Genomic DNA, 21,407 nt, shown 5'->3' on the forward strand with positions numbered 1-21,407 from the left:
CCGGCCGTTGACGGAGACCGCCCGAATCTCCCGCAAAAGGTGCGCGGCCACGGTCTGTAATGTCTACGAAATGTCCCGCCCGGCCTACACCGCGCACATATACTGGCCACGCCCTACCGGGCCTAATGACAGCCTAAGGTCTCCTCACGTCGGCGTTTGGGCGCCGCCGACTGCTCCCAGCCCGCACACAGTTTTCCTGCATCGCTCGACGCCGGGCCTCCATGAAACCGGTGTTTGCACGGACGTCGGATGCCGACTTCTAAGAACGGATGATCATGAGACGGTTCCTGGTATTGATGAGTGCTGTTGCGCTGGCCTGCCTTGGCATGCCAGCGCTGGTTCCCGGTACGGCCCAGGCCGCACCGGGGCCTTGCATAGGCGCACCTGCAGCCGACGGGACGAGCTACGCCGAAACGCGGCAGTTCGTGGACACCCAGGCATGGTGGGTGCCGGAAGCGGATCAAGCGAACAACACCACCACCAACTCCGGCCACCTACACCTGGGGGCGTGCATACCTGAGCGCGAAACGATCAGTTCGGGCAACCTCACCATCAAGGTGAGGGTGGTTCTCCACGACAACCCCGGCAAGGCGAACTACGTCTCCATGGTGTTCAAAACCTCAGACAATGAAACAACCGTCCAAAAATGCTACCTGCGGGCCACTGCAGCAAACTTCAGCTGCCCGGGGCCTGCAAGCAACGGCAAAGGCGATTTTGTGTGCTCCGGCACCTGTGAGCGGTGGCTAACGTTCTCGCAGCCGATCTCTTCGTTCAACCATTCCGGCCTGCAGGAAGTCCGCTTCCGCGCGTTTGTCCCGGAGCCGGACGGCAAGCAAATGGTCGCCAGCTTCAACTGGCAGGTGGGCATCCAAAACGGAAAGTCCCCGTCGAACGTCTCGAGGTACGCCTTCCTGCGCGGCAAGGGCTGGTACACGCACGCCGAGTACTGCGAGGCCTCGGTCCGCAGCCTCCCCCTTCCCGACGGCCCGGTTTCAGGCATCTGGACGCCAGTAGTGGGGCTCACCACCCATCCTGACGGCTCGCTCCCGGCCACCCGCTCATTCATCGCGATCGACCCGGACTTCCATGCGTCCCCGGCACGCCCCGGAACCGTACTGCGGGACGCCGCCGGCCCCTACGGGCCCGAACCCTTTGGGGCTGCTCCCCTTTCCATTGACACCCGCACCCTGGCCAACGGCGTGCACAAGCTGCACCTGCGCACGTCGTGCCGCGACAACACGCTGGGTTCAACCAACTCCGGCGTGACCGTGATTCCCTTCACGGTGGCCAACTGACGGCACCCATGTCCGCCCAGTTCAGGGACGGATAGTTGGACGGGTAGCTGAAGGTGCTGGAGTAGCGGGCCTTGCCGGGCGAGTAGAGGCAAGGCCCGCTACCTGCGGAAGCAACGCTCTCTCACTTGATGCGGCCTTTCGCCCAACGCTCCTGCACCCCGCCGTAACACTTAGCCGAATTAGCGCATGGAAAGTTTGCATAATTCACTGGGACGGGTAATCTTCCTAATTAGGTAAGGCTAACCTTGGCGTACGCGGCAAGGCCCGCTGCCCTTGCCTACCCTCCCCATGCGGGGCTTATTAGCGTCCGCACTTGTTACAGCACCCCAACCAAAGGACTTACGTTGCTTCGTCATGCCCTGGCCGCAGTGGTCACCCCCCTTGCCCTCCTCGCCCTGACCGGTTGCGGCACCCAAGCCGCCGCAAACACCCAAGCCGCAAAGGACAATGCGTTCACGGTTCCCGCCGGCGTTCAGGAGCAGTACCAGGTACTGGCCGATGAGCTTGCCGAAAAGGGCAAGACCGTCGAGTCCGGGGAATGGACCGTCAACCTGATCACCGAGGCGGCCGAGCCGTGGTTTGACGAGCACGGTACGCATTTCCGTGCGCCGGAAGCCGGCGAGACCCACCACATCGAGATCATCCCTGTCGAGGCCTCGACCGGCAGGATCGTCCCCGACGTGCCGATCACGCTGGAGGTGGTAGACGCCCAGGACAAGGTGGTCCAGTCGATGGAACTGAATTTCTACTACTCCACCTTCTATCACTACGCCAACAACTTCACCGTGCCGGAAGCAGGGACTTATACAGTGCGCGCCACCCTCGGCGTCCCCGCGTTCAACCGCCACGGCGAAGAGTCCGACACGCCGCCCCTGATTGAGGGCACCACCGTGGAGTTCAAAGACGTCGAGCTGAGCTAGGTTCCACATGTCACTTTCCACCCGTTCGCGGCGCTTCGGCGGGCGGCGAAGCCGGGTTCCGCGATGACAGGCGTGGCGCTCCGGCCGGGCGCGCCGGAGGCGGGCGCCCCGGAAACAGGACCGGCGCGCCCGCCGGCACCGTTGTCACGCCGCCACAGGCAGCGACTGGTTTTCCTCGGGGTGCTGTGCACGGCCGGATGGCTGGCTTCGGTGCTCGTGGGGCATTACGTGGACTGCGGGCCGGAACTCCACCGGATCGGCCTTGCCGTTCACATCCTCGCCCTGGTGCTGTCGTTCGGCACCATCCTGGTGGTCGACTGGCTGGGACTGCTGTGGCTGCTTGGCAAGATGGAAATGCACGAGTCCGGGAAGCTTGAGGCCGCCGCAAAGCCGCTCATTTGGGGCGGCCTCGCCCTGCTGCTGGTTTCAGGCGCCCTGATCAGCCCTGACCTGACCAGCACGGTCACAGTGGTCAAACTCGTGGCCGTCCTAGTGCTGATGCTGAACGGCCTCAGCATCGCACCGGCCATGCACCGGCTGCTTGCGCTCCCGCCGAGCACACGCTTCAGCGAGCTGACAAAGAGGCTGCGGCTTCGGCTCCTGATCGCACTGACCGTTTCCCAGACCTGCTGGTGGACTGCAGTGCTCATCGGCCTCATCAACAGCACGCTGCGTCGCTGGGCAGGCGCCTGACGCGCTCTGTCAATCCGGCCAATCCGGTACTTCCCCCGCACCGGCGCGCACCGCCGTCGTGCGTTCCTGCCCGACTACCTTCCTGGCACGAGGTGCGGCGCGCCGAGGACGACGGCGCGTCGCACCTCTGGACCGCCCCTCGCCAGACAGCAACTGGGCAGGAACGCGCCCACGCGGCTTCATCCATACTTCGTAGCAAGCCCCCGAGTGCAGCCCACAGGTTCTGGGACGCGTTACGGGGGCGTTACAGTCCACGCTGCAGCTTGGCAAATGAGCCAGCTGAAACCGGTATTCCTGCGGACATGGAAGCGCCCCGATGTTATTGGGGGATACATCGGGGCGCCTGGAAAAAGCATAGGTCCGGGGTTTATTCAAATCAAATGCCAAACCCGTACGGCGGGGCGAAGGATATGGCCCAACCCCCAATAGGATTCCGAGGCCATATCCCCGCCGGTCCGCGGGTCCCTGCAGGGGCGCGAAAACGATGTTTTCTGCACAGTGGATCCCATGGCGCCGGCATACCTGCGCACGATGGCGAGGTGCCTATTGGCGGGGGGTGGAGGGCAGTCGTGGCCATGCGGACGGCGGCGCGGTCACAGACGGGACCCCCGGGAAACACTGAGAGGCCGCTGCATGACCTCTCAGAGAATACCAAGTCGGCAGCCCTGCGTGAAACGTCACCGCTCCGCCCGGCTGACGCGGCAGCCGCGCGCCGTCGTCGTGCGTTCCTGCCCGGGTGCCCTCCCCGCCCCCCGTGCAGCGCGCCGCGAACGACGGCGTGTCCCGCTTTTGGAGGGTGTCTCCCCGAATGCAACTGGGCAGGAAGGTACGGCTGGCCGCCAAACGCTCGATCACTTACTGCGGCTTTTTCCCGAACGCTCTTTCACCTCCCGCACGGCGACTGATAGAGCGTTGGCCGAAAACACACGTCAAGTGATAGAGGGTCGGTCAAAAACACACGTCAAGTGAGAGAGCGTCCCGGGCGGGGGTGGAGGGGGTTACCGGGTGACCTCTTCCAGCAGCTCCAGCACATGCCGGTACTGTTCGCCTGTGGCCCGGGTCATGCCCAGTTCGCAGGTCCGGTTGCAGGAGGCATGGGCCGCCGCCCCCATTTCCGCGACTTCCTCCCCCTGCTTCCGGGTGGCGGACGCGGTGAGCTCTGGGTGGAGCATGCCCCGGTCCCCCGCGAACGCGCAGCAGCCCCAGTTCACCGGAACATCCACCTTCTCCGCCACCGCAGCCGCCACCGCATCCAGGGAGCCGTTGATCCCCATGCGCGTGGAGGAGCAGGTGGGGTGCAGGGCCAGCGACTGGAGCTTTGCGTGCTCCGGCAGCTTGGGCAGGATGTGCTCGGCGGCGAAGTCCACGGCGTCCACGATCCGCAGCGGCCGCTGGCCCGCCAGCGGAACGTCCGACTCCACGGCCTGGCGCAAGCCCTCGGTGCAGGAGGACGCATCGCAGACGATGGCAAGTTCGCCGTCCCGGGTAGCCTCCCGGAGCGCTGCCACCGTCTTCTCCTGCATGGTCGCCTGGCCGGCCACCATGCCCTTGGAGGACCAGGGGGTGCCGCAGCAGAGCCCGTCAATGCCCGCCGGCACCAGCAGGGTGATGCCCGCGCGCCCGCACAGCTGCTCGAAGCTGTACTGGACGCCGCGGCCTGCAGACGCGCCGGCAGAACCGGCCTGGCCTGGGCCGGCCTGGCCCGCCGGCCCGAACATCGTCCCCACGCACGCGGGGAAGTAGACGGCGTCCGGCGCCCCGTCCGGCGTCGGACGCTTCCGCACGGAACCGCCGCCCGGCAGCTCCGGCGAGTGCAGCGGCACCGTGTCCGTCCCAAGGACCGCCCGGGCGGCCTTGTTGGGCGCGGCCACGGCCGCAGCGGGCAGCTTGTCCACCACGGTCAGGGCCAGCGAGGCGCCGCGGGTGACGCCTTCCCAGTGCTTCGCGGCGGCGTTCCAGGCGCCGTTCGCCACGGGGCCGGCATCCGAACGCCTGATCCGCTTCACCAGGAGGCCGGTGTTGATGTCCACGGGACAGGCGGTCTGGCACATGCCGTCCACCGCACAGGTCTGCACGGACTCGTAGTCGTAGTCCTTTTCCAGCTGCTTCACCAGCGTCGTGTCCCCGGCCAGGCGCGCGGATTCGATGGCGCGCAGGGTGACGATCCGCTGCCGCGGCGTCAGCGTCAGGTCCTTGCTGGGGCACACCGGCTCGCAGTAGCCGCAGGAGACGCAGCGGTCCACCTCTTCCGCCACCGGCGGCGCCGTCTTGATGTGGCGCAGGTGCGCCTGCGGATCGTCGTCCATGAGGACGCCCGGGTTCAGCATCCCGGCAGGATCGAACAGCTGCTTGATCCTGCGCATCACGCCGTACAGCTCGTCCCCGTACTGCCGCCGGACGTAGGGCGCCATCACCCGGCCGGTGCCGTGCTCGGCCTTGAGCGAGCCGCCCTCGCCCAGGACCAGGTCCACCATGTCCTCCGTGAACGAGCTGTACCTGTCCAGCTCCTCGGCCGTGGCGAACCCGTCCGTGAGCATGAAGTGGACGTTGCCGTCCTTCGCGTGGCCGAAGATCACGCTGTTGCTGTAGCTGTACTTGTCGAACAGCCCGATCAGTTCCCGGCACGTCCGGCCCAGCGCCGGCACGGGCACCACAATGTCCTCCAGGAGGGCCGTGGTCCCCTGCGGGCGGGCGCCGGCCACCGAGGCGTACAGGCCCTTGCGGAGGTGCCAGAGCCCGGCCCGCGCCGAGGCATCCCCGGTGAACCGGGCCTCGGCCGAGAGGTTCAGCCCCGCCAGGACGCCCTCGCCGCCCTGCCGCAGGGCGGCCAGTTCGTCCGGCCCTTCGGCCGAGTATTCAACCAGCAGCGCGGCGTGGTCCCGCACCACCAGGTCGCGTACGACGGCGGGAGTCCCCTTCAGCGCCTGGCCCACCTTCAGGGACAGGGCGTCCATGAGTTCCACCGTGGCCGCGCCGGTCCCCACCAGTTCCGGCAGCGCCGCGTTCGCGGCCTGCAGGTCCGGGAAGACCAGCAGGCCCGTGGCGGCGTGCTGGAGCCGCGGGATGGTGCGGAACACCGCCTCCGCCACGAAGCCCAGCGTGCCTTCGCTGCCCACGATCAGATGGGCCATGATGTCCACCGGGGTGCTGTGGTCCAGCAGCGAGTTCAGGCCGTAGCCCATGGTGTTCTTCATGGAAAACTGCTGCCGGATCCGGCGCACGGACTCGCTGTTGCCGCGCACCCGGGCGGCCAGCTGCGCCAGGCCTTCGTACAGTTCCGGCTCCAGCGTCCGCAGCTTCTGGTCCGCGTCCGGCGCCCCGGTGTCGATGACCGTGCCCGAGGGCAGCACCACCGTCAGGGATTCCAGCGTCTGGTAGGCGTTGTCCACGGTGCCGCAGTTCATCCCGGACGAGTTGTTGGCAACCACCCCGCCCACCGTGCAGGCCGCCTCGCTGGCCGGATCCGGGCCGAACTTGCGCCCGTACGGTGCCAGCCGTGCGTTCAGCGCCCGCACGGTGACGCCCGGCTGCACGCGGACCCGCGCGCCGCCGTCGAGCACTTCAACGTCCCTGAAGTTGCGCCGCACGTCCACCAGCACGCCGTCGGTAACCGCTTGGCCGCTGAGGCTGGTGCCGCCGGAGCGGAAGGTCAGCGGGACGCCCTGCTCAGCGCTCGCGCGCAGGAGACCGCCCACATCCGCCGCACTGTCGGCCGTCACCACGGCCTGCGGGATGAGCAGGAAGTGCGAGGCGTCATGCGCATTGGCATGGAGGTCGATGGCCCGGGTTTTGACCTGGGCGGGATCATTGACTGCCGCGCGGAGGCCGGCGAGGTCCAGGGACACCATCAGGGAACCATCCAGCCCAGGACGGGGGTGGACTGCAGGAAGATCAGCACGGTGATGAGGGCCAGGAGGCCCAGGCTCCAGCCGACGAGCTTGCGGAAGAGGGTCCCCTCGGCGCCGTCAAGGCCCACTGCCGCCGAGGCGACAGCCAGGTTCTGCAGCGACAGCATCTTGCCCATCACGCCGGCGGAGGAGTTGGAAGCTGCCATCAGCACCGGCGACAGTCCGGTTTGCTGGGCGGCGGTAGCCTGCATCTGCCCGAACAGCGAGTTGGAGGAGGTGTCCGAGCCGGTCAGGGCAACACCGATCCAGCCGATCAGCGGCGAGAGGAGGGCGAAGAAGCCGCCGGCCGAGGCGAGGGCGAAGCCCAGCGTGGTGGTCTGGCCGGACAGGTTCATGACGAAGGACAGTCCCAGGACGGCGGTCACGGTGACGATGGTCCAGCGGAGCTGCACCAGGGTGTCCCGGTAGATGCGCAGGCCCTGCGATGCGGTGATCTTGTAGAGCGCCATGGTGATGATGCCGGAGAGCAGGAGCAGGGTGCCGGTGGCCTTGAGGTGGTCCAGCTTGAACTTTGTGGCCGCCACGGGCTTGCCGGCGGAATCGGTGATGTCCAGGCCGGGCCAGGCAAACGTCACGCTGCCAACCTGGCTCAGCCATGCCTTGACCGCGGGAATCTGGGCCACCGAGAAGACCGCGATGATGATCAGGTAGGGGGCGATCGCCATCCAGATCTGGCGCGGCCCGGGCCGGGAATTGTCAGTGGGAATGCCGACGCCGGCTGCGGCGGCGGTTCCTGCGGCCGGGGCAGCTGGTCCGCTTGCTGACCCGGCGGAGCGGGCACCCGCGCGGGCGCCGGCCCCAGCATGCGCGGCTTCCGGAGCAGCCTCCACGGAACCTCCGATGCCAACGTTTTCTGCCGGCTGCCAGACCTTCAGCATCAGCAGGACGGCGGCCACGGTGACGACGGCGGCCACCACGTCCGTCAGTTCGACGGCGAGGTAGTTGGAGGTGACGAACTGGGCGGCCCCGAAGGCGGCGCCGGCCACCAGGGCAACGGGCCAGGTCTGCTTCAGGCCGCGCTTGCCGTCCACGATGAAGACGAGCAGCAGGGGCACGATCAGGGCGATGAAGGGCGTCTGGCGGCCGGCCATCGAGGACAGGTCATGCAGCGGCAGGCCGGTGACGCCGTTCAGGGCGATGATCGGCGCGGCCATGGCACCGAACGCCACCGGTGCGGTGTTGGCCAGCAGCGAGACCACGGCCGACTTCAGCGGCTTCATGCCCGCCGCCATCAGCATTGCCGCCGAGATGGCCACGGGGGCGCCAAAGCCGGCCAGGGACTCAAGCAGCGCGCCGAAGCAGAAGGCGATCAGGATCGAGAGGATCCGCAGGTCGTTGGAAATGGACCGGATGGTCCGGCCCAGCACTTCAAACCACGGCGTGGCCACGGTGAGCCGGTAGATCCACAGCGCGTTGACGAGGATCCACAGGATGGGGAACAGGCCGTAGAACATTCCGGCAGCGGTGGCGGCCAGGGCCTGACCGGCGGGCATCCGCCAGCCGACGACGGCCAGCACGAGGGAAAGCGCCAGGCTGGCCAAGGCCGCTATGGGGGCCTTGACCTTGAAGACGCCCAGAAGGACGAAGAGCAGGATGAGCGGAAGAGCCGCACAGAGGGCTGAAATCAGTAGGGACCCGGCGATGGGGTCGAGGATCTGCTGAAACATGTGTCTCCAGATTGTGTTAGGCGTCACAACTCCGTGGCGCCTTCAAATTGTCTAACAAGTACACATGACGGTCAAGTTCAGATGCTGACTTGTCTGGCAAAATAGGGAACCGGGGACAGTTTTGGGAGGAACGCCAGTGGCCGGACGTGTTGCAGCAGTCTCGATCGTGGATGCGATCGCCGCGGATTTACGGAGCCGCGTCTTCTCCGGTGAACTCGGCTCGGGCGTGGCGCTCACCGAGACGGACGTGGCGTCTTCCTACGAGGTGGCCCGCCCCACCGCCAAGGCCTCGATCGAGAAGCTCGTCGCCGAGGGGCTGCTGGACCGCGGCACCCACAAGACAGCGCGGGTGGTGGACCTGGGGCCGGAATCCGTCCGGGACATCTACCTGGCCAGGGCGTACCTGGAAAGCGAAGTGCTCCGGCGGCTGGCGTCCGGCCGGACGGTGCCGGCGGGTGCCGTGCAGGCCAACAACGATATTGCGGCGTTGAAGACCGGCGCCCCGCTTGACGTTGTGGAACCGGACATGCGGTTCCACACCAGCCTGATTGACGCGGTGGGCAACCAACGCATCAGCCGCATGTACCTGTCGCTGGTGGGCGAAGTCCGGCTGTGCATGTCCCGCGTGCAGTCACTGCACCTCCTGGATACCGCCCTGATCCAGGCCGAGCACCAGAAGCTCCTGGAACTGATCGAGGCCGGCCGCGGGGACGAAGCCGCGCAGCTGCTGGACGTCCACCTTGGCCGCGCCCGCGAACGTCTCGTGGCCGCCATGGGAGGCACGCCGGGGCCGGAAGCCGACCTGCCGCCGTCGGACGCTGCTGCCGGCTAGGCGCCGGGCATGCTCAGGAGCGGGCCCTGGCCGTCTGCTCGTGGAGCCAGCCAACGTGGCGGCGGAGCAGGTCCGCGGCAAGGTCCGCGTTCCGCGCTTCCACAGCATTGAAGATTGCGTGGTGGTGCGCCCTCAGCTCAGCGAGGACCACCGGCCACTGGCCCAGGGCCGCAAGGGCGTCCTTGATATAGCCGCGGATGGAGCCGCTGAGGGAATCCATGATGGTTTCAATCACCGCGTTGCCTGCCAGGGCACTGAGGGCCAGGTGGAACTGCGCGTCCAGGGCGTGGAATGTTTCCGGATCGATGTCCGGGGCATCCATCGCCAGGAGCAGTTCCCTGGCCCGCTCGATACCCTCAGGGTTGTCCTTTTCGGCCGCGGTCCGGGCCGCCCAGGTTTCCAGGAGGATGCGGGCCTCGACGATGTCTGCCACCGGAAGCCGGCTGCTGGCGACGTGCAGGCGGAGGGTGGAGGACAGTCCCGCCGACGGCTCTGAGACAATGACGGCGCCGGATTTGGGGCCGGACTTGTTCGAGCTGCGGAGGATCCCCATGGCGTCAAGGAGGCGCATGGCTTCGCGGACGGAGGCACGCGAGATGCCGTAGGTTTCCGCCAGGATGCGTTCTCCGGGAAGCTGGTCCCCTGCCTTGAAGCGCCCGGAGCGGAGGCCCGCTTCGACGTCGTCCAACAGGACATCGTAGGTCCGCTTCGGTGAAGATTCCGCTGCTGATTCCGCCATGCTTCCATCCTGCCCTACGGCACCAACATCACTGCGTTCCCGCCGCCGCGCGGACGGCGGAAAGGGGTAGCGGAACCGGCGCCGCCACCCCTTTCCTCCCCGGCCGCCGCGGCGGCCGGACTGCTAGATCGCCTTGCCGGGGTTGAGGATTCCCTGGGGGTCGAAGACATTGCGGATGGCGCGCTGGAGTTCGAGCGAGGTTCCGCCCAGCTCGTCCTCGAGCCAGTCGCGCTTGAGCAGGCCGACGCCGTGCTCGCCCGTGAGCGTGCCGCCCAGGCGCTGTGCCAGGTAGAACATGTCACCGAGGGCTTTTTTGGCGGGTCCATCGGTGATGGATTCGTCCGGTTCAACGACGATCATCGGGTGGAGGTTGCCGTCTGCTGCGTGCGCCACGTTGAAGATCCGGACGCCGGTCTTCCGGGAGATGTCTTCCAGGCCGGCGAAGACTGCCGCTAGCCTGTTCCGCGGCACGCCGATGTCGCAGATGGAGACCCGGCCGAGCTTCTCAAGCGACGGGATCGCTTCCCGCCGGGTGGCCACGAGCGCCTCCGCTGCTGCCGCGTCCTCCGCCTTCTCGATGTAGCTGGCGAACGGCTGGATGGCCTGGAGGAGGACATCCTGTTCGAGGAAGGCGCCGTAGCCGTCGGTCTGCGCCAGGAGGAAAGCGCCGCCCTTGGACCGGTGGCTGGTGCCGTGCGCCGCATCAACAGCTTCCAGGGTGGGGCCGTCCATGAGTTCCAGCACCGAGGGCTGCAGGCGCGCGGCGATGATGGCAGAGGCAGCCAGGGCGGCGGCATCCACATCCGGGAAATAGGCGGCAACGGTGGCGGTCTGGACCGGCCGCGGCCGCAGGCGCAGGGTGGCCTCCACCACCACGCCCAGTGTTCCTTCGGAACCGATCATCAGGGCGTTCAGGTCATACCCCGTCACGCCCTTGATGGTGTTCCTTCCCGTGCGCAGCACCCGGCCATCGGGCAGGACAACACGCAGCGCCAGGACGGATTCCCGGGTGACGCCGTATTTTGCGCACCACATGCCGCCGGCGTTGGTGGCGATGTTGCCGCCGATGGAACAGATGGCCGTGCTGGCCGGATCCGGGGCATAGAAGAGTCCGTGCTCCCGGGCGGCGGCGTTCACCTCCGCGTTGATGACGCCGGGTTCAACCACCGCCAGCTGCTCCACAGGATCGATGTGGAGGATCCGGTTCATGCGGGCCATGTCAAGGACCACTTCACCTGCCCGGGCTGACGCTCCTGCGGCCAGTCCCGTCCCGGCCCCGCGGGGAACAACCGGCACGTTGTGGGCCGCCGCCAGTTTCATGGTGGCCACCACCTCCTCCGTGCTGGTGGCGTAGACGACGCCGTCAGGGAGGCTGGGAGGAACGTAGCCGGAGCGGTCCGTGCTCACCCGGACACGTTCGTCCAGGTCCGTGGAAGCATGTGCGCTTGCGGTGAGAAGCGCCGCTGATGCTGTTGCAACTGCCGATGTACTCATGGAAGGGAAACCTCTTTGTTTCTGTGGGCATGGGGCCGGGGGCTGACGCACTCCCCCGGCCCTGTTTCATTTGTAAGGGCGGCGGGGTGTTTAGGGAACCATCCAGCCAAGTACCGGTGTTGACTGCAGCAGGACCAGGAGGATCATCACGGCCAGGAGCCCAAGGCTCCAGCCCAGGAGCTTCCTGAAGAGTGTGCCTTCGGATCCCTCCAGGCCCACCGCGGCCGCTGCCACTGCCAGGTTCTGCAGGGACAGCATCTTGCCCATGACGCCGGCGGAGGAGTTGGCCGCCGCCATAAGGACCGGAGGCAGTCCGGTCTGTTCGGCTGCGGAAACCTGGAGCTGGCCGAAGAGGGAGTTGGACGAGGTGTCGGAGCCGGTCAGGGCGACGCCCAGCCAGCCGATCACCGGTGAGAGGACAGCGAAGAATCCGCCGGCCGAGGCGAGTGCCAGGCCCAGGGAGGTGGTCTGCCCGGACAGGTTCATGACGAAGGACAGGCCCAGGACGGACATCACGGTTACGATGGTCCACCGCAGCTGCTTGAGGGTTTCCCCGTAGATGCGGAAGCCGGCGGCTGCCGGGATGCGGTACAGGGCCATGGTGATCACGCCCGAAATCAGCAGGAGCGTGCCGGTGGCCTTGAGGTGGTCGAACTTGAACTTCTGCGCCGCGACGTGCTTTCCGTCTGCGTCCACAACATCCAGGCCCGGCCAGGCAAAGCTCACGCTTCCGGCCACGCTCAGCCAGCTCTTCACCGCCGGGATCTGGGCGATTGAGAAGATGGCCATGATGATCAGGTACGGGGCGACGGCCATCCAGATTTCCCGCTGCCCCGGCCGCTGTGCCGTGCTGACGGCAGGCGCCATGACCCGGGTGGTTGCTGCTGCGGAGACGGCCTCGGTCACCGAGGCGGAGGCCGGAACCCTTCCGGAGGAGGGGCGGGCGGGCGAACCCTGGGAGCCATAGGTTCCGCTGGGCCCGTGCGTTCCGCTGGCCCCGTCTGTGCCGTTGCGGCCGTCCATGACGGGACCCGAGGCGAGCTCATCCTCGTCCGGCTCCGAACCGCTGACCTGCCCGGACATCTCAATGATTTCACGGGGCTGCCACACACGGAGCATCAGCAGCACGGCCGCCACCGTGGCTACGGCCGCCACAACGTCCGTGAGTTCGACGGCGAAGAAGTTCGAGGTGATGAACTGGAAGATTCCAAACACGGCGCCGGCCACCAGGGCAACGGGCCAGGTCTGCTTCAGGCCGCGCTTGCCGTCCACGATGAAGACGAGAAGCAGGGGCACGATCAGGGCGATGAACGGCGTCTGGCGGCCGGCCATCGAGGACAGGTCATGCAGCGGCAGGCCGGTGACGCCGTTCAGGGCGATGATCGGCGCGGCCATGGCACCAAAGGCCACAGGCGCCGTGTTGGCCAGCAATGAGACAACAGCGGACTTGAAGGGCTTCATGCCCGCCGCCATCAGCATTGCGGCGGTGATGGCCACCGGCGCGCCGAAGCCGGCCAGGGACTCCAGCAGTGCGCCGAAGCAGAAGGCGATCAGGATGGAGAGGATGCGCAGGTCGTTGGAGATGGACCGGATGGTCCGGCCCAGGGCATCAAACCATGGCGTGGCGACGGTGAGCTTGTAGACCCAAAGGGCATTAATCAGGATCCAGAGGATGGGAAAGAAGCCATAGAAGGCGCCGGCGGCCGTGGCGCTGAACACCTGGTCCAGCGGCATCTGCCACACGACCGCCGCCAGGACGATGGACAGCAGCAGGCTGGCCAGCGCAGCTTTGGCGGCTTTCACGCGGAAAACGCCCAACAGGACAAACAGGAGGATCAACGGCAACGCCGCACAGAGGGCTGACAGGCCCAAGGAACCCCAGAGAGGGTCCACGACTTGCTGGTAAGTGCTCACAAAAAACTCCTTTGTGTTTGGAGCAGGAAGGTGGAGGAAACGCGGACGGGGATGAAGTTCCAGTGAAGTTCCACGATGTGAGAGAAGGATTTCTTCAGGTGGATCCGAGACTACGGATCGGTCAGACCATTAGTCAATGGTCTGACCGATTTACTTTTAGGCATTGTTTTTTCGCCTGGCAGAACATATTGTCCATAATGCGAAAACTCATCGAAAGGACCGCAATGACCCTGACCCGGATCACCAACCCGCCCTTTGACCGCGCCTCCGAGATCCTTACGCCGGAAGCCCTGGAGTTCCTCGCTGAGCTCCACAGCCATTTTGCCGCCGAACGCGACGCCCGCCTGGAATCGCGGCATGCCCGCCGCGCGGAAGCCAGCCGGACAGGAACCCTGGACTTCCTCCCCGAGACAGCCGCCGTCCGGCAGGGTGACTGGACAGTGGCTCCGGCCCCTGCCGCCCTCCAGGACCGCCGGGTGGAAATCACCGGCCCCGCCTCCCCCGCCAAGATGGCAATCAATGCCCTGAATTCGGGCGCAAAAGTATGGCTGGCAGACCTTGAAGATGCCAGCTCCCCCACGTGGTTCAACGTCATCGACGGCCAGCTCTCGCTCTATGACGCCGCCCGCGGAACGTTGGCCTACTCGTCCCCCGAGGGCAAGACCTACGCCCTCCGCACTGACGAGCCCACCGCCGTCGTCATTATGCGTCCCCGCGGGTGGCACATGGAGGAGCGGAACCTGGAGTTCGACGGACGGCCCGCCGTCGGAGCCCTGGTGGACTTTGGGCTGCACTTCTTCCACAATGCCAGGCAGCTCATCGACAACGGCCACGGCCCCTACTACTACCTGCCCAAGATGGAAAGCCACCTCGAAGCCCGGCTGTGGAACGACATCTTCGTTTACGCGCAGGATGCCCTCGGGCTGCCGCAGGGGACCATCCGGGCCACCGTCCTGGTGGAAACCATCCCCGCGGCCTTTGAAATGGATGAAATCCTGTACGAACTGCGCGACCATGCGTCCGGCCTCAACGCCGGCCGCTGGGACTACCTTTTCAGCATCATCAAGTATTTCCGCGATTCCGGCCCGAAGTTCACGCTTCCGGACCGCGCGGCTGTATCCATGACGGTTCCGTTCATGCGGGCCTACACCGAACTGCTGGTCAAAACCTGCCACCAGCGCGGCGCCTTCGCCATGGGCGGCATGGCAGCCGTCATCCCCAACCGCCGCCAGCCGGAAGTCACCGAGGAGGCCTTCGCGAAGGTGCGGGCGGACAAGACCCGCGAGGCCAACGACGGCTTCGACGGCTCCTGGGTTGCGCATCCGGACCTGGTGCCGATCTGCATGGAAGTGTTCGACGGGGTCCTCGGAGACGCCCCCAACCAGGTGCAGCGGACGAGGCCCGAGGTCCAGGTCAACGCAGAGCAGCTGCTCGATATTGAATCGGCGCCGGGCGACGCCACCGAGGCCGGCCTGCGGGGCAACCTCTACGTGTCCGTTGCCTACACGGCCGTCTGGTTGTCCGGCAACGGGGCGGTGGCCATCCACAACCTGATGGAGGACGCTGCAACAGCGGAAATTTCGCGGTCACAGGTGTGGCAGCAGATCCGGAACGCAGCCATCCTGGCGGACACGGGCAACACGGTGACACGGGAACTGGTGGAGCGCCTGCTGGCCGGGGAAACCCAAAAACTCCGCGATGAAGTGGGTGAAGACCTGTTCAGCCGGTATTACGAGCCCGCATCGCAGATTATTTCCGGGATCTGCCTTTCGGAGGAGTACACGGACTTCCTCACCACTCCGGCGTACGACCTGCTCGAATCCGTTGTAGCTGCGCGGTAAAGGACCTGCCGGACACCAACGGAACCGGACACCAAAAAGCGCGGGCCGCCCCCCTTGGCTGGAGGGCGGCCCGTGCGTTTTCCTTTTCAACGACGAGCGCTCCTCGTGGACGATGACCTCGTGCCCTTCCTCGCTGATCGCGGGCCCGGTCATGGCCTTGCCGCGGTTGGCGTCCCGCCAGCCTCCCCTCCCAACCAGACGGGAGAGCACCACCGGCCGGCAGTCCGTTTCGCCGCCGGCTACGAATCACGAAGTGGCACCAGGAAAGATCCACCGACGGCAAGGAAGACTGATGGCTGACCTCACTGCATTCGCCCTAATCTGCTCACTGACCCCCTCGCCCGAGCCCTCGAGCAGTGAACTCATGGCCCGCCACGTGCTGGACGAGCTTGCAGCGCACGGGGTAAGCGGGAGTTCCGTGCGGGTGGTGGACCACAACGTGATGCCCGGCGTGCAGGTGGACATGGGCGCCGGCGATGCCTGGCCCGGGATCCGCAGGAAGATCCTGGCGGCGGACATCCTGGTCCTGGCCACCCCCATCTGGATGGGCCACCCGAGCAGCATCACCCAGAGGGTGCTCGAACGGCTGGACGCAGACCTCGCCGAGACGGACGACGCCGGCAGGCCCGTCATGTACGGGAAGGTGGCGGTCGTGGCGGTGGTGGGCAACGAGGACGGAGCCCACAAGACGGTCGCGGACACCCAGCAGGGGCTGAACGACGTCGGCTTCACCATTCCCGCCCAGGGCGCCACCTACTGGGTGGGCGAGGCCATGCAGACCGTGGATTACAAGGACCTGGACAGCGTCCCCGAGAAGGTCGCCGCCGCCACGGCGGGGGCCGCACGCAACGCTGCGCACCTGGCCAGGTACCTCACCTCGGCGCCATATCCTGCCGGGTAGAAGCCGGCCCGGGAGTGCCCTCGGGCCGGCGGCAGCCCGTCCGCGAAGCGGGCGGAGGGCCCCGGAATCAGGCGGGCTTTGCGAAGATCGCGGCGCTCATGACTTCGTAGCCCACGAATGCCTCGTCGCCCTCCACCCAGGCATCGTGGCCGGCCGGAATGGTGTAGGCGTGGCCGGGGCTTACCGTGGCCCGCGTCCCGTCCTCCATTTCCACGGTGAGCGTTCCGGCGGTGCAGATCCCCACGTGGTTCACCTGGCAGGTGTCCGTGTGGACCACGGTTTTTACGGTCTCGGACCACCGCCAGCCCGGCTCGAACGTGAAGCGTCCCAACGTGGCGTCGCCCAGGTTGACCACGTCCACCTGGGTCTTCGGCGGGCGGCGCTTTTCATCGGGTTCGTCAAAGGACTTTGCCTCAAGGGCGTTTACTGTTACTCCGGCCATTTCGATTCTCCAGACAGGGAGTGCTTGGACTGTTCGTCCGGGGCGCCCAGACCGCTCCGGGGGCGTTGGCTGGCCGACGCGCGCTGCGTCAACACCGCCAACAGTGGCACCCAGCGCTATCAGCGTGCGCCCACGCGTGCAGAGTGTCAATACTTGCCGCCGGGGTCCCCGGCGAAGGAATTTGCCCGGCCGCCGGGGAACCCCGCACGGACATTCCGGCTAGGATTCCGGGATGGGACTAATAATTACACTGCTTGTTGTCTGGCTTGTTCTGTCCATCCTGGGCTTCGTCATCAAAGGCCTGCTGTGGCTGGCCGTCATCGGTCTGGTGCTGTTCGTCGCCACTGCCGTCTGGGGCTGGCTGAAGCGCAACGCCTGACCCCCGCCGGGGTGGGACGCCTACTAAGGTGGGGCGCCTACTAAGGTGGGGTGCCGCCGTCGTCAGCTCGCGGGGTCGAACTGGAACTCCCTGACTTCCTGCGCGCAGCGGCAGGCGACGGCGATCTTTGCGGCCCACTCCAGTGCCGCCTGCCGAGAGGGCAGTTCGAGGATGGCGTAGCCGCCGTTGGGCACGCCCGGGCCCGGGTAGGTGCCCTCGGTGACGGTGCCGTCGCCGGCCACGAGCACCGGGGCAACGGCCTCGTTGATCCCGCCGCCGAAGACGTACACTCCCGCCGCCTTGGCCTCCTCAATGACGGCGTGGGAGTCTTCCACCACCGCTTCGAACTCCTCCTCGGGGACCACCATGGCCTCACCGGGGAACGAGATCAGGTACTTCGTCATTCGAGGACTCCTCTGCTTCGGCGGCATGATCCGGCTCTGCCCAGCGGCACCACTTTTGGCGCCCAGCCCGATTATGCGCCCGGCGCCGCACATCCGGTCAAGGCCCCACTGCTCCACCGGACTCGGCCGGGCACTCGCCCGGGCGGTGCTCGCCCACGGGCACAACGCTGGCTACTCCGCCACGAAGGCAGCCCTGGAAGGGCTGTCCGGATCGCTCCGCAAGGAACTGCAGCCCCTCGGCATCAGCGTCACGCTCATTGAACCCGGTGCCTTCCGCACCGACTTTGCCGGGCGCTCCCTCACCCAGTCGGCGACGCCGATCGCGGACTATGCGGAGACGGCTGGCAAGCGGCGCAAGGAAAACGACACCATCCACGGCACGCGGCCGGGCGACCCCGCCAAAGCAGCCGAAGCGATCGTGGCCATCGCCGAAAGCCCCAATCCGCCGTCGCTCGCCGTGCTCGGCAAGGACGTTGTGGAAGCCTTCGCCGCCGTCGCCGAAGCCGAGCGCGCGGAACTGGAGCAGTGGCGGTACCTTAGCCTCAGCACGGATATGGCCTCACCCTAGCTCCCAGCACCGAGCTTCCCGCCGAGGCGCTCGCGCATGGTGATGCTGGCCTCGTTGAGGCCGATGATCTTCACGTCCTTGCCGTGGTGCCGGTACTTCTCAGTGATGGCATCCAGTGCGGCGATGGTGGAGGCGTCCCAGAGGTGCGAGGCGTGCATGTCGATCACCACGTGCTCGGGGTCCAGCGCGTAGTGGAACTGGGTGTAGAGGTCGTTGGACGAGGCGAAGAACAGCTCACCATTGACCGCGTACGTGGCGGTTTCGTGGCCGTCCGTGGCGGTGACGGTCCGTTCCACCGTGACGAAGTGGGCCACGCGGCGGGCGAAGAGGACCATGGCCACAAGCACCCCGACGCCGACGCCGATGGCCAGGTTGTGCGTGGCAACGGTGACGATCACGGTGGCCACCATGACCATCGTTTCGCTCTTGGGCATCATCTTCAGCGTGCGCGGGTGGATGCTGTGCCAGTCGAACGTGGCCCAGGAGACGAAGATCATCACGGCGACCAGTGCGGCCATCGGAATGACGGAAACGACGCCGCCGAGCGCCACCACCAGGATCAGCAGGAAGACGCCGGCCAGGAAAGTGGAGATCCGGGTGCGGGCGCCGGAGGCTTTGACGTTGATCATGGTCTGGCCGATCATGGCACAGCCGCCCATGCCGCCGGTGAAGCCGGTGACGATGTTGGCCACGCCCTGCCCCCAGGCCTCGCGGCTCTTGTGGGAGCGGGTGTCCGTGATGTCATCCACCAGCTTGGCGGTCATGAGGGACTCAAGGAGCCCCACGAACGCCACGGCCAGGCCGAAGGGAAAGATGACCTGCAGGGTCTCGAGGGTGAACGGAACGTTCGGAATGAACAGCGACGGCAGCGAGTCCGGCAGCTCGCCCTTGTCCCCCACCGTGGGAACGGTGATGGACGCCAGGACGGTGATGAGGGTGAGGACCACGATGGCCACGAGCGGAGCGGGGACGGCCGTGGTGAGTTGGGGCAGGCCGAACACGATAACCAGGGCCAGCGCCGCCAGCGGGTACACCAGCCAGGGGACGCCAAGCAGCTCGGGAACCTGGGACATGAAGATCAGGATGGCAAGGGCGTTGACGAAGCCCACCATCACCGAACGCGGAATGAAGCGCATCAGCTTCGCTACACCGGACAGGCCCAGGATGATCTGGAGAATACCGCCCAGGATGACGGCGGCGATGAAGTAGTCCACGCCGTGGGACTTCACCAGCGGGGCGATCACCAGGGCGATGGCGCCGGTGGCGGCGGAAATCATGGCCGGTCGCCCGCCGACGAAGGCGATCGTGACGGCCATGGTGAAGGATGCGAAGAGACCCAGCCGGGGATCGACGCCGGCGATGATCGAAAAGGCGATTGCTTCGGGGATCAGCGCCAGGGCAACCACAAGGCCGGCGAGGACTTCGGTTTTGAGCCTTCTGGGCGATTTGAGGGTCTCCCGGACAGACTGAAGCTGTTCCGGCGTGTAGGCGGGGGCATCCGCGGCGGTCGTGGCGGCCATTGCTGGCTCCGTTCATGCTCAGAAAGGCGCACGCATGGAGCGCCCTCACATTTTCGAAAAGATGAAGGGGCGCAGCCTCGCGCCGGGATGCCGGGAGTCCGCACAGGCGTCTCACCGACCAGAAACAACTCTACCCTAACGTGATGGTAGGGTTGAACGCGGACATTACGGAGGCCCACGCATGACAGCACGAACCGGTACTTCCACCATGCATATCGGAGAGTTGGCGGAACGGACAGGATTGTCCCTGCGCACCATCCGCCATTACGACGACGTGGGGCTGCTTCCAGCCACGGCCCGCACCGACGGCGGCTTCCGGGTCTATTCAGAGGACGACTTCGAGCGCCTCATGGTGATCAAGCAGATGAAGCCCCTGGGGTTCTCGCTGGAGGAAATGGCCGACATCCTCGAGCTGTTCGCCCCGCAGGAAGCAGGCACCGACGACGCGCGGGCCAAACGCGCGGGGTACCTGGAGAAGGCCGTCACAGAACGCGCCAAAATGGCCCGCAACCTGGCCCAGGCCGACGAGCTCATCGAACGGCTCAGCGGCCGGGGCTGACGCTTTGCAGCACTGATCCGCGCAGGCGGGCTGCCCTCGGCCCCCCCAATAACAGCACCAAGGACAACCCGGCCGCTTAATACGGGCCGGTCAGCCCTCGCTATGATCGAAGCTGAACCCGCAGGCGCAGCGGTAAGTGAGCAGGCCGCCGTCGTTCCTTACCGCGAGCCCCTCGTCCTGCAAAGTGTCCCCACCGACCAGCTGCATGGGCTCACCGCAGTGGACGTGCGTGGCCAGCATCCGCCGCAGCTGCGGGTCTTCCGCCCGCCAGGCACGGGCCGCTCCCCGGCCATTGTTGCGTCGAACCGCCAACGGAACCTGTGAATGTGTCATAACCAACACTCCCCACTCAGGCCAGCGAGGAGAGGAGGTCGGCGCAGGCCTGCTCACAGCGGCGGCAGGCTTCGGCGCACACCTCACAGTGGCGGTGCATGCTCGCGTGCTGGCCGCACTCCTCGGCACAGGCCTTGCAGACGGTACGGCATGCTTCCAGGACTGCCCGGGTGATGCCGACATCGTAGTTGCCGTGGCGGGAAAGGATCTTTCCGGTGGCGGCGCAGATGTCGACGCAGTCAAGGTTGGTCCGGATGCACTTGGCGAGCTCGGCCACCATTTCCTCGTTCAGGCATGCGTCCGCGCACGCCGTGCACGTTTGCGCGCAGTCGAAACACGCCTGGATGCATTCCACGAGCTTGGCCTTGTCGATGCCCCCCACGTCTTTGGGGTGGGCATCGAGCATGGACTGTACATGTGTCATTGGTTTCTCTTTCCAGATCTATGCAGCAGGTCTTGACGGGGTGGAACGGCGAACCGTTCCTACGTCCTGCTGATGGAGAGATCCACGACCGTGAGCGCGGGCAGTTCCGGCTCCGGCGGGATGTCACTGGAATGAAGGCTCCCACCGGGCAACCGCTGGACCAGCGACGGCGGGTCCACCGCCCCGGTCCGCACCGGGACCGGTTCGCCGCGCGGAGCCTTCTTCCGCTCGCCCTCGTTCTCGAGTCCCGCAGGCTCTGCGGACGGTCCGGCCTCGTGAATGACGCGGACGGACTGCGACGCGGAGGCTGAAGGTTCCGCCGGACCGGCCGCGGTTGCAGCCTGCGGCGGCAGGTCCCCAACTGCCTGTCCACCCGCCGACTGCACCGGGCTGTAGCCGGGAACCAGGGCGTACCGGCTGCCGGCTGTATAGGAAGCGGCACCGGCAATGAGCAAGACCAGGAGCACCCACACGAAAACGCTCCGCAGCACAACGAGGCAGCGAAGCAGTCCATGCGCGAACGAACCCAGTGTGGCCATCACCACTTCCTGTAGAGGGCTTTTTATCAGCCTAG

At 66.4% G+C, this 21,407-nt stretch carries 20 protein-coding genes; 9 read left to right on the plus strand and 11 right to left on the minus strand.

Annotated elements, in window-relative coordinates; translation table 11 throughout:
* Positions 1–275 precede the first annotated feature (275 nt).
* The 3 genes from SMD14_RS15855 to SMD14_RS15865 all read left to right on the plus strand — a co-directional run bounded on the left by SMD14_RS15855 (position 276) and on the right by SMD14_RS15865 (position 2,908).
* Positions 276–1,295 (plus strand): hypothetical protein, encoded by a 1,020-nt coding sequence (locus SMD14_RS15855; RefSeq protein WP_321214260.1) that lies wholly within the window; start codon positions 276–278, stop codon positions 1,293–1,295.
* A gap of 344 nt (positions 1,296–1,639) precedes the next feature.
* Entirely contained in the window at positions 1,640–2,215 is a 576-nt protein-coding gene (locus tag SMD14_RS15860; protein ID WP_321214261.1) for an iron transporter, read from the plus strand.
* Between the two features lie 63 nt (positions 2,216–2,278).
* Positions 2,279–2,908 carry a hypothetical protein gene (locus tag SMD14_RS15865; RefSeq protein ID WP_321214262.1) on the plus strand — a complete coding sequence of 210 codons (630 nt, stop codon included), beginning with the start codon at positions 2,279–2,281 and terminating at the stop codon, positions 2,906–2,908.
* A 998-nt stretch (positions 2,909–3,906) separates the two neighbouring features.
* On the opposite strand, the gene SMD14_RS15870 is transcribed toward SMD14_RS15865, so the two are convergent.
* Both SMD14_RS15870 and SMD14_RS15875 read right to left on the minus strand, forming a co-directional pair.
* The gene (locus SMD14_RS15870) at positions 3,907–6,756 is read right to left on the minus strand and encodes an FAD-binding and (Fe-S)-binding domain-containing protein (RefSeq protein ID WP_321214263.1); all 2,850 of its coding nucleotides are present in this window, start codon (positions 6,754–6,756) and stop codon (positions 3,907–3,909) included.
* Complete coding sequence (locus tag SMD14_RS15875; protein ID WP_321214264.1) at positions 6,756–8,483, minus strand: L-lactate permease; 1,728 nt, start codon at positions 8,481–8,483, stop codon at positions 6,756–6,758. Before SMD14_RS15875 ends, SMD14_RS15870 begins: the two co-directional genes overlap by 1 nt.
* A gap of 136 nt (positions 8,484–8,619) precedes the next feature.
* On the opposite strand from SMD14_RS15875, the gene SMD14_RS15880 reads away from it, so the two are divergent.
* The gene (locus tag SMD14_RS15880; protein ID WP_321214265.1) at positions 8,620–9,315 is read left to right on the plus strand and encodes a GntR family transcriptional regulator; all 696 of its coding nucleotides are present in this window, start codon (positions 8,620–8,622) and stop codon (positions 9,313–9,315) included.
* Positions 9,316–9,328: 13 nt separating this feature from the next.
* Here the strand turns inward: SMD14_RS15880 and SMD14_RS15885 are convergent, their stop codons facing one another.
* The 3 genes from SMD14_RS15885 to SMD14_RS15895 all read right to left on the minus strand — a co-directional run bounded on the left by SMD14_RS15885 (position 9,329) and on the right by SMD14_RS15895 (position 13,462).
* Positions 9,329–10,054 carry a FadR/GntR family transcriptional regulator gene (locus SMD14_RS15885; RefSeq protein WP_157241394.1) on the minus strand — a complete coding sequence of 242 codons (726 nt, stop codon included), beginning with the start codon at positions 10,052–10,054 and terminating at the stop codon, positions 9,329–9,331.
* Between the two features lie 123 nt (positions 10,055–10,177).
* Complete coding sequence (locus SMD14_RS15890) at positions 10,178–11,548, minus strand: FAD-binding oxidoreductase (protein ID WP_157241392.1); 1,371 nt, start codon at positions 11,546–11,548, stop codon at positions 10,178–10,180.
* Positions 11,549–11,638: 90 nt separating this feature from the next.
* A complete protein-coding gene (locus SMD14_RS15895; protein ID WP_321214266.1) occupies positions 11,639–13,462 on the minus strand; it encodes an L-lactate permease in 1,824 nt (607 codons plus the stop codon).
* A gap of 224 nt (positions 13,463–13,686) precedes the next feature.
* On the opposite strand from SMD14_RS15895, the gene aceB reads away from it, so the two are divergent.
* Both aceB and SMD14_RS15905 read left to right on the plus strand, forming a co-directional pair.
* Positions 13,687–15,303, plus strand: coding sequence for a malate synthase A (gene aceB, locus SMD14_RS15900; RefSeq protein ID WP_321216288.1), 1,617 nt, complete (start codon positions 13,687–13,689; stop codon positions 15,301–15,303).
* Positions 15,304–15,595: 292 nt separating this feature from the next.
* Entirely contained in the window at positions 15,596–16,204 is a 609-nt protein-coding gene (locus SMD14_RS15905; RefSeq protein ID WP_321214267.1) for an NAD(P)H-dependent oxidoreductase, read from the plus strand.
* 67 nt (positions 16,205–16,271) lie between these two features.
* On the opposite strand, the gene SMD14_RS15910 is transcribed toward SMD14_RS15905, so the two are convergent.
* On the minus strand, positions 16,272–16,646 hold the full coding sequence (locus SMD14_RS15910; RefSeq protein WP_321214268.1) for a cupin domain-containing protein: 375 nt from the start codon (positions 16,644–16,646) through the stop codon (positions 16,272–16,274).
* A gap of 232 nt (positions 16,647–16,878) precedes the next feature.
* On the opposite strand from SMD14_RS15910, the gene SMD14_RS15915 reads away from it, so the two are divergent.
* A complete protein-coding gene (locus SMD14_RS15915) occupies positions 16,879–17,025 on the plus strand; it encodes a hypothetical protein (RefSeq protein ID WP_321214269.1) in 147 nt (48 codons plus the stop codon).
* A 62-nt stretch (positions 17,026–17,087) separates the two neighbouring features.
* Here SMD14_RS15915 and SMD14_RS15920 read toward each other — a convergent pair whose 3' ends face one another.
* A complete protein-coding gene (locus SMD14_RS15920; protein ID WP_321214270.1) occupies positions 17,088–17,429 on the minus strand; it encodes a YciI family protein in 342 nt (113 codons plus the stop codon).
* Positions 17,430–17,502: 73 nt separating this feature from the next.
* Between SMD14_RS15920 and SMD14_RS15925 the strand changes: the two genes are divergently transcribed.
* Positions 17,503–17,997 (plus strand): SDR family NAD(P)-dependent oxidoreductase, encoded by a 495-nt coding sequence (locus SMD14_RS15925; RefSeq protein WP_321214271.1) that lies wholly within the window; start codon positions 17,503–17,505, stop codon positions 17,995–17,997.
* Here SMD14_RS15925 and SMD14_RS15930 read toward each other — a convergent pair.
* Positions 17,994–19,517: a SulP family inorganic anion transporter gene (locus SMD14_RS15930; protein WP_321214272.1), complete on the minus strand. Its 1,524-nt coding sequence runs from the start codon at positions 19,515–19,517 to the stop codon at positions 17,994–17,996. The two genes, SMD14_RS15925 and SMD14_RS15930, sit on opposite strands and share 4 nt — an antisense overlap.
* A 181-nt stretch (positions 19,518–19,698) precedes the next feature.
* Here SMD14_RS15930 and SMD14_RS15935 point away from each other — a divergent pair, with 181 nt between their 5' ends.
* Positions 19,699–20,076, plus strand: a complete 378-nt coding sequence (locus SMD14_RS15935; RefSeq protein WP_157241380.1) for a MerR family transcriptional regulator — start codon at positions 19,699–19,701, stop codon at positions 20,074–20,076.
* A 90-nt stretch (positions 20,077–20,166) separates the two neighbouring features.
* On the opposite strand, the gene SMD14_RS15940 is transcribed toward SMD14_RS15935, so the two are convergent.
* The 3 genes from SMD14_RS15940 to SMD14_RS15950 are packed head-to-tail and all read right to left on the minus strand — an operon-like array spanning position 20,167 to position 21,372.
* Entirely contained in the window at positions 20,167–20,409 is a 243-nt protein-coding gene (locus SMD14_RS15940; RefSeq protein ID WP_321214273.1) for a hypothetical protein, read from the minus strand.
* A gap of 16 nt (positions 20,410–20,425) precedes the next feature.
* Positions 20,426–20,833 (minus strand): four-helix bundle copper-binding protein, encoded by a 408-nt coding sequence (locus SMD14_RS15945; RefSeq protein ID WP_157241376.1) that lies wholly within the window; start codon positions 20,831–20,833, stop codon positions 20,426–20,428.
* Between the two features lie 59 nt (positions 20,834–20,892).
* A complete protein-coding gene (locus SMD14_RS15950) occupies positions 20,893–21,372 on the minus strand; it encodes a hypothetical protein (RefSeq protein ID WP_157241374.1) in 480 nt (159 codons plus the stop codon).
* Positions 21,373–21,407 lie beyond the last annotated feature (35 nt).

It is taken from the genome of Pseudarthrobacter oxydans (assembly GCF_034258515.1).
Lineage (GTDB): Bacteria > Actinomycetota > Actinomycetes > Actinomycetales > Micrococcaceae > Arthrobacter.

What these genes read in the sequence shown, in the direction of transcription:
- SMD14_RS15905 (WP_321214267.1), top strand. Translation starts at nt 15,596, where the DNA reads ATGGCTGACCTCACTGCATTCGCCCTAATCTGCTCACTGACCCCCTCG.
- SMD14_RS15870 (WP_321214263.1), bottom strand. Translation starts at nt 6,756, where the DNA reads ATGGTGTCCCTGGACCTCGCCGGCCTCCGCGCGGCAGTCAATGATCCC.
- SMD14_RS15885 (WP_157241394.1), bottom strand. Translation starts at nt 10,054, where the DNA reads ATGGCGGAATCAGCAGCGGAATCTTCACCGAAGCGGACCTACGATGTC.
- SMD14_RS15935 (WP_157241380.1), top strand. Translation starts at nt 19,699, where the DNA reads ATGACAGCACGAACCGGTACTTCCACCATGCATATCGGAGAGTTGGCG.
- SMD14_RS15925 (WP_321214271.1), top strand. Translation starts at nt 17,503, where the DNA reads ATGCGCCCGGCGCCGCACATCCGGTCAAGGCCCCACTGCTCCACCGGA.
- SMD14_RS15910 (WP_321214268.1), bottom strand. Translation starts at nt 16,646, where the DNA reads ATGGCCGGAGTAACAGTAAACGCCCTTGAGGCAAAGTCCTTTGACGAA.
- SMD14_RS15930 (WP_321214272.1), bottom strand. Translation starts at nt 19,517, where the DNA reads ATGGCCGCCACGACCGCCGCGGATGCCCCCGCCTACACGCCGGAACAG.
- aceB (WP_321216288.1), top strand. Translation starts at nt 13,687, where the DNA reads ATGACCCTGACCCGGATCACCAACCCGCCCTTTGACCGCGCCTCCGAG.
- SMD14_RS15875 (WP_321214264.1), bottom strand. Translation starts at nt 8,483, where the DNA reads ATGTTTCAGCAGATCCTCGACCCCATCGCCGGGTCCCTACTGATTTCA.
- SMD14_RS15920 (WP_321214270.1), bottom strand. Translation starts at nt 17,429, where the DNA reads ATGACGAAGTACCTGATCTCGTTCCCCGGTGAGGCCATGGTGGTCCCC.
- SMD14_RS15890 (WP_157241392.1), bottom strand. Translation starts at nt 11,548, where the DNA reads ATGAGTACATCGGCAGTTGCAACAGCATCAGCGGCGCTTCTCACCGCA.
- SMD14_RS15945 (WP_157241376.1), bottom strand. Translation starts at nt 20,833, where the DNA reads ATGACACATGTACAGTCCATGCTCGATGCCCACCCCAAAGACGTGGGG.
- SMD14_RS15950 (WP_157241374.1), bottom strand. Translation starts at nt 21,372, where the DNA reads ATGGCCACACTGGGTTCGTTCGCGCATGGACTGCTTCGCTGCCTCGTT.
- SMD14_RS15865 (WP_321214262.1), top strand. Translation starts at nt 2,279, where the DNA reads ATGACAGGCGTGGCGCTCCGGCCGGGCGCGCCGGAGGCGGGCGCCCCG.
- SMD14_RS15915 (WP_321214269.1), top strand. Translation starts at nt 16,879, where the DNA reads ATGGGACTAATAATTACACTGCTTGTTGTCTGGCTTGTTCTGTCCATC.
- SMD14_RS15855 (WP_321214260.1), top strand. Translation starts at nt 276, where the DNA reads ATGAGACGGTTCCTGGTATTGATGAGTGCTGTTGCGCTGGCCTGCCTT.
- SMD14_RS15940 (WP_321214273.1), bottom strand. Translation starts at nt 20,409, where the DNA reads ATGACACATTCACAGGTTCCGTTGGCGGTTCGACGCAACAATGGCCGG.